This window comes from Frankia sp. AgKG'84/4, assembly GCF_023242965.2.
GTDB lineage: Bacteria > Actinomycetota > Actinomycetes > Frankiales > Frankiaceae > Frankia.
Genome location: NZ_JALKFU020000329.1, coordinates 1 through 5,840 on the forward strand (window position 1 = coordinate 1; position 5,840 = coordinate 5,840).

At 70.0% G+C, this 5,840-nt stretch carries 5 protein-coding genes; 2 read left to right on the forward strand and 3 right to left on the reverse strand.

Annotation, left to right across the window (positions count from 1 at the left end; genetic code table 11):
- Together MXD58_RS18210 and hisG are read left to right on the forward strand one after the other, a co-directional pair.
- Positions 1-431 (forward strand): phosphoribosyl-ATP diphosphatase (locus tag MXD58_RS18210; protein ID WP_308301992.1); only part of this gene is annotated, 431 nt, incomplete at its 5' end.
- A gap of 40 nt (positions 432-471) precedes the next feature.
- Positions 472-1,320 (forward strand): ATP phosphoribosyltransferase, encoded by an 849-nt coding sequence (hisG, locus tag MXD58_RS18215; RefSeq protein ID WP_248838216.1) that lies wholly within the window; start codon positions 472-474, stop codon positions 1,318-1,320.
- A gap of 154 nt (positions 1,321-1,474) precedes the next feature.
- Here the strand turns inward: hisG and folE are convergent, their stop codons facing one another.
- From folE to hpt, 3 genes are all read right to left on the reverse strand, one after another.
- Positions 1,475-2,200, reverse strand: coding sequence for a GTP cyclohydrolase I FolE (gene folE / locus MXD58_RS18220; protein WP_374616310.1), 726 nt, complete (start codon positions 2,198-2,200; stop codon positions 1,475-1,477).
- Positions 2,197-4,449, reverse strand: coding sequence for an ATP-dependent zinc metalloprotease FtsH (ftsH, locus tag MXD58_RS18225; RefSeq protein WP_248838215.1), 2,253 nt, complete (start codon positions 4,447-4,449; stop codon positions 2,197-2,199). The genes folE and ftsH overlap by 4 nt, the downstream gene beginning before the upstream one ends.
- A 230-nt stretch (positions 4,450-4,679) precedes the next feature.
- Positions 4,680-5,840: hypoxanthine phosphoribosyltransferase (gene hpt / locus MXD58_RS18230; RefSeq protein WP_250609623.1), on the reverse strand; the 1,161-nt coding region annotated here is incomplete at its 5' end.

Sequence of the window (5,840 nt, forward strand, 5' to 3'; positions counted from 1 at the left end):
CGGGCATGATTCCTGCCGATCGGCCCGGTCCGTCGACTCCCGGGGTCTCCGCTCCCGGGGTCTCCACGCGGCCCGCGGCGGGCGGGGACGAGTCCGGTCACGTCGCCGAGGGGGCAGGCGCAGCGCCGGGCCTCGTCGTGCCGGCCGGTGCGGCTACCTCAGCTAACAGAAAAACATTCGACGAACTGTTTGCCGAGGTGGCCGAGAAATGGCGCCTCCGGACTCCTGCGTCGGGTACCGTCGCCGCCCTCGACAAGGGCGTTCACCATCTCGGCAAGAAACTCGTCGAGGAGGCCGCGGAGGCGTGGATGGCGGCCGAGTACGAAGGTCGGGAGCGGGCAGCTGAGGAGATCTCGCAGCTGCTCTACTGGAGTCAGCTGCTCATGGTTTCGCTGGGCCTTTCCCTGGACGACGTATACTCCCACCTGTGAACGTGCCCCGGTCCATTCGTGTAGACGCTGAGTAGTGACGATGCTTCGTATTGCGGTTCCCAACAAGGGGGCACTGTCCGCGGCCTCCAACCAGTTGCTCGCCGACGCCGGCTACGAAGCTCGGCGGGAGGCCGCGGAGCTGGTGGTCAGCGATCTCGAGAACGACATCGAGTTCTTCTTCCTGCGGCCGCGCGATATCGCCGTGTATGTCGGATCGGGACGGCTCGACCTCGGCTTCACCGGGCGTGATCTGCTGCTGGACAGCAACGCTGCGGCGGAGGAGCTCCTGCCGCTCGGCTATGCTCATGCCACGTTCCGGTATGCCGCCCCGGAGGGCCAGTACACGGACGTCGCCCAGCTGCACGGCAAGCGGATCGCCACGTCGTTCCCCGCACTGGTCCGGGCGGACCTCGCCGGTCGTGGGATCACCCCGGCGGGCATCGTGACGCTCGACGGCGCGGTGGAGACGGCGGTTCGGCTCGGGGTCGCGGACGCGGTCGCCGACGTGGTCGAGACCGGCCGCACGCTGCGGGCCGCCGGTCTGGAACTGCTCGGCGAGCCGGTGCTGCGCTCCGAGGCCGTCGTCATCGCCAAGCGTGGCGCGATGCTGACGACCGGGCACGAACGGCTGCTGCGCAGGGTGCAGGGCGTCCTGGTGGCCCGCCGTTACGTGATGATGGACTACGACGTGCCGACGGCTGTGCTGGAGAAGGCGTGCTCGATCACGCCGGGCTACGAGTCGCCGACGATCTCCCCACTCGCGCGGGAGGAATGGCACGCGGTCCGCGCGATGGTGCTCCGGGCGGACGTCAACCGGACGATGGACGACCTGTGGGACATCGGCGCCCGCGGCATCCTGGTGTCCGGCATTCAGGCCTGCCGGCTCTAGTCCCAGGTGTCGCTCCAGTCCCAGGTGTCGCTCCAGTCCCGCTGTCGCTCTGGTCCCAGCGGTCTGCTCCAGTCCCGCCTGCTGGCTGTTTTGTCCCCGGTGGGGCGGCCCGCGTTCACCTGCTGAGCAGGTCGCGGGCCGCCGGGGGAGCGGCTCAGCGGCCGCGGCCACCGCCGCGCAGGATCAGGGACATTCCTTCGCTACGGGTCGCGGTGCTGAGGAACTGGCCGCGAACCGCCGAGGTCACCGTGGTCGCCCCGGGCTTGCGCACCCCGCGCATCGACATGCACAGGTGCTCCGCCTCGACGACGACCATCACGCCGCGCGGGTCGAGGACGTCGACGAGTGCGTCGGCGACCTGCGAGGTCAGCCGCTCCTGGACCTGGGGCCGGCGGGCGTACAGGTCCACCAGCCGGGCGAGCTTCGACAGGCCGGTGATCTGGCCCTGGTCGTTCGGGATGTAGGCGACGTGCGCCTGACCGGAGAAGACGACCAGGTGGTGCTCGCACAGCGACGAGAAGTCGATGTCCCGCACCAGCACCATCTCGTCGTGACCCTCGTCGAAGACGGTGGTCAGGACCTCGCTCGGCTCACGGCCGAGTCCTTCGACCGCCTCCTGGTAGGCCCGGGCCACCCGGTCGGGGGTCTTGCGCAGGCCTTCCCGGTCCGGGTCCTCCCCGATACCGATCAGCAGCTCACGGACGGCACGCGCGACCCGCTCGTGGTCGAACGGGCGCACCTGGCGGGGACGAGCCCGTTCCCGCTTCGCGGCCGCGGCCCCCCGACCGTCACCGGTCGGGGGGCCGCTGTCCGCTGCCGGGGCGCCGGCGTCCATCTCCACGTTCACCGAGGTGAACCCGTTAGGGGAGTCGGACGTCAACGGCGTCTCCTATCGTCGTCGTTTGGCCAGGGCGGAGCCCAGGGGTTGTGGATCTGCGGCCCGTCCGACGGCGTCTCGCCGCCCGGAGCCCCCTGGCCCTGGGGATAACCATGGCCGCCCAGGCCGCCATTCCCGCTCGGCGGTCGATAACCGCCCTGGCCCCCCGCGGGGCCGTAGCCGCCCCCGCCCTGGGCGCCGTTCCCGCCGGGGCCGTACCCGCCGTGCGGCGCACCGGCGGGCTCGACGCCGGACGTTCCCGGCGCGCCCGCAGGGCCGTGGTCCCGCCCGTTGCCGTTGCCGGGGTTACCGGGGGCGCCGTGGCCGGGCTCCTTCACCAGGTCCGCGACGGCGGGGACGAGGCCCAGCTCGGCCGGCGTCTGCACCGGCGGGCGGTCCGACGGGATACGCCGACCCACTCCGGTGTAGATACCACGCACCGGGCGCTTCTCCACCGTCGCGAAGATCTCCGCGACCTGATCCTTGCTCAGCGTCTCGATGTCCATCAGTCGCAGGACGAGGTTGTCGAGCACGTCGCGGTAGGTGACCAGCACCTCCCACGCCTCGTCATGTGCGGCCTCGATCAGGCGCCTTACCTCGACGTCGATCTCGCTGGCGACCTCCTCGGAGTAGTCGCGCTGATGCCCGACCTCCTTGCCGAGGAACACCTCGCTGTTCTCGGTGCCGAACTTGATCGCGCCGAGCTTGTCGCTCATCCCGTACTGAGTGATCATCGCCCGGGAGATCTGAGTGGCCTTCTCGATGTCGTCGCTGGCGCCGGTGGTCGGGTCGTGGAAGACCAGTTCCTCGGCCGTGCGACCACCGAGCAGGACGGCGAGCCGGTCCAGCATCTCCGAGCGGGTGGACAGGTACTTGTCCTCCAGCGGGAGCTGCATCGTGTAGCCGAGCGCGCGGCCCCGGGGCAGGATCGTGACCTTGTGCACCGGGTCCGCATTCGGCAGCGCGTGGGCCACGAGAGCATGGCCGCCCTCGTGGTAGGCGATGCGCTTCTTCTCCCGGTCGCTCATCGCGCGGGTCTTGCGCTCCGGGCCGGCCATCACCCGGTCGATCGCCTCCTCCAGCAGCGCGGAGGAGATGAACTTCAGGTTCGACCGAGCGGCCAGCAGCGCGGCCTCGTTGAGAACGTTGGCCAGATCGGCGCCGGTGAAGCCGGGGGTCCGGCGGGCGATGATCAGCATGTCGGCGTCGGGGCCGATCGGCTTGCCCTTGGCGTGCACCCGCAGGATGGCCTCCCGGCCGAGCAGGTCGGGCCGGTCGACGACGATCTGCCGGTCGAACCTCCCGGGCCGCAGCAGCGCCGGGTCGAGGATGTCGGGCCGGTTCGTCGCGGCGATCAGAATGACGCCGCCCTTGACGTCGAACCCGTCCATCTCGACCAGAAGCTGGTTGAGGGTCTGCTCACGCTCGTCGTGCCCACCGCCGAGGCCGGCGCCGCGGTGGCGGCCGACGGCGTCGATCTCGTCGACGAAGATGATCGCCGGCGCGTTCGCCTTGGCCTGCTCGAACAGGTCACGCACCCGGCTGGCACCGACACCGACGAACATCTCGACGAAGTCGGAGCCCGAGATCGAGTAGAACGGCACCCCCGCCTCGCCGGCGACCGCCCGGGCCAGCAGGGTCTTGCCGGTTCCGGGTGGGCCGTAGAGGAGAACCCCCTTGGGGATCTTCGCGCCGATCGCCTGGAACTTGGCCGGGTTCTCCAGGAACTCCTTGATCTCCTGGAGCTCCTCGATGGCCTCGTCCGCGCCGGCCACGTCACCGAAGGTCGTCTTCGGTGTGTCCTTGCTCACCAGCTTGGCCTTGGACTTGCCGAAGTTCATGACGCGGTTGCCGCCGCCCTGCATCTGGTTCATGAAGAAGAACAGCAGGAGCACGACGAGCAGCACCGGCAGCAGGTTGAGCAGGAGGGAGACCAGGATGTTTCCGCGGTCGACCGAGACGTCGTACTGGACCCGACTGGTCCGCAGCTCGTTGGCCAGACTCACGCCCTGCTGGGTGACGTAGGACGACTCGTACTTCCGGCCGTCCTTCGTCTGGATCTGGATGAGCTGCTTGGAGTCCTCGATCTTGGCCTTTTGAACCTTGCCATCGTCGATCTGTTGCTGGACGAAGTTCAGGTCGCGTTTGGCGTACTCGCTGGGACCCGACAAGACGCCCGTCGTGAGGATGATCACGAACAGGACCAGGAGCAGTAGTGGCACCCAGCCGCGGAAGATTCTTCTTGGAGTCATCTGTCTGGAGCGCCGGACACGAGCGCTCCACCCTCCTGACGTGTGTACTGCCCTCGATCGGGATTCCCTTGTGCCGAGGGTACCGCCGGTGCGCGTGTCTCACCGCGCGCACATCCGACCAACGGATCGGCGGCCTGTGCTGTTCCGAGCGGGACGCATGGGGATCCACCGGGGTGCATCCGTGCCGGTGGCACCCCGGTTCGCCCGGTCCGCGCCTGGCCGGGAGCAGGTCAGCGGTGAGCGCCGCGCTCGATCGCCGCCGACGTCAGGGTGCCCACGAACGGGAGAGTGCGATAATACTCCGCGTAATCAAGTCCATACCCCACGACAAAGGCGCTGGGAATGTCGAAACCGACATAGCGGACGTCGATGTCCACGGCGAGCGCTTCCGGCTTGCGGAACAGCGCGAGCACCTCCAGCGAGGCGGGCCCGCGGGAACGCAGGTTCTTCAACAGCCAGGACAGGGTCAGGCCGGAATCGATGATGTCCTCGACGACGAGCACGTCGCGGCCCTCGATGGAGCGGTCGAGGTCCTTGAGGATGCGCACCACGCCCGACGAGGACGTCGACGACCCGTAGGACGACACCGCCATGAACTCCATGGTCAGCGGAGCCTGCAGAGCCCGGGAGAGGTCGGCCATCACCATCACGGCGCCCTTGAGCACGCCCACGAGCAGGATCTCCCGGCCGGCGTAGTCCGCGTCGACCCTGGCCGCGAGCTCGACGATCTTCGCGGCGATCTCGTCGGAGGACACCAGGACTTCGTCGATGTCGGGATGGGGGCTGGTCGCCGGCGCGTCGCCGCGTGGGCTGCCGGCGTCGGGCGTCGTCGTCGCGGCCTGGCTCACCTGGTGGTCCTCCTCGGTGTACGCCGACGGGGTGCTGCCCGGTCCCCGGCCGGCCGATCCGTCCGGCGCCCGCGGCGCGGCCACCGGTCCGGTCAGTGTGATCTGGTCGGCCCAGCGGCGCGCGAGCACGCCGGACGGCAGCGGGACCGGCTTCTGGCCGCGCCAGCGGGTCACGAGCTCCTCCACCGCCCAGATGTGCTCGGCGAGCAGGGCAGACGGGGACGCTCCGACGTCGACGGCGGCGCGGCGCAGCACCCGCCCGCGCACGGCGGCCGGCATCTCCGCCAGAACTCCGACCTCGAACCGCACCTCGGCGCCGGCCGGCAGGGCGGCGGGGCTGGCGGCGGTGGCGAACGTGGCGGCAGCGGTGGCGTCCAGCGCGTCCGCGTCGGCCCGCAGCAGGGTGGCGCCCCGGGCCAGCGACTCGGCTATGCCCGGGCCGAGTTCGGTTTCCAGCAGCGGTAGCACGCTATGGCGCACCCGCGCCCGGGCGAAGGCGCGGTCGGCGTTGGTCGGGTCGTCCCACACCGTGAGGTGCTGCGC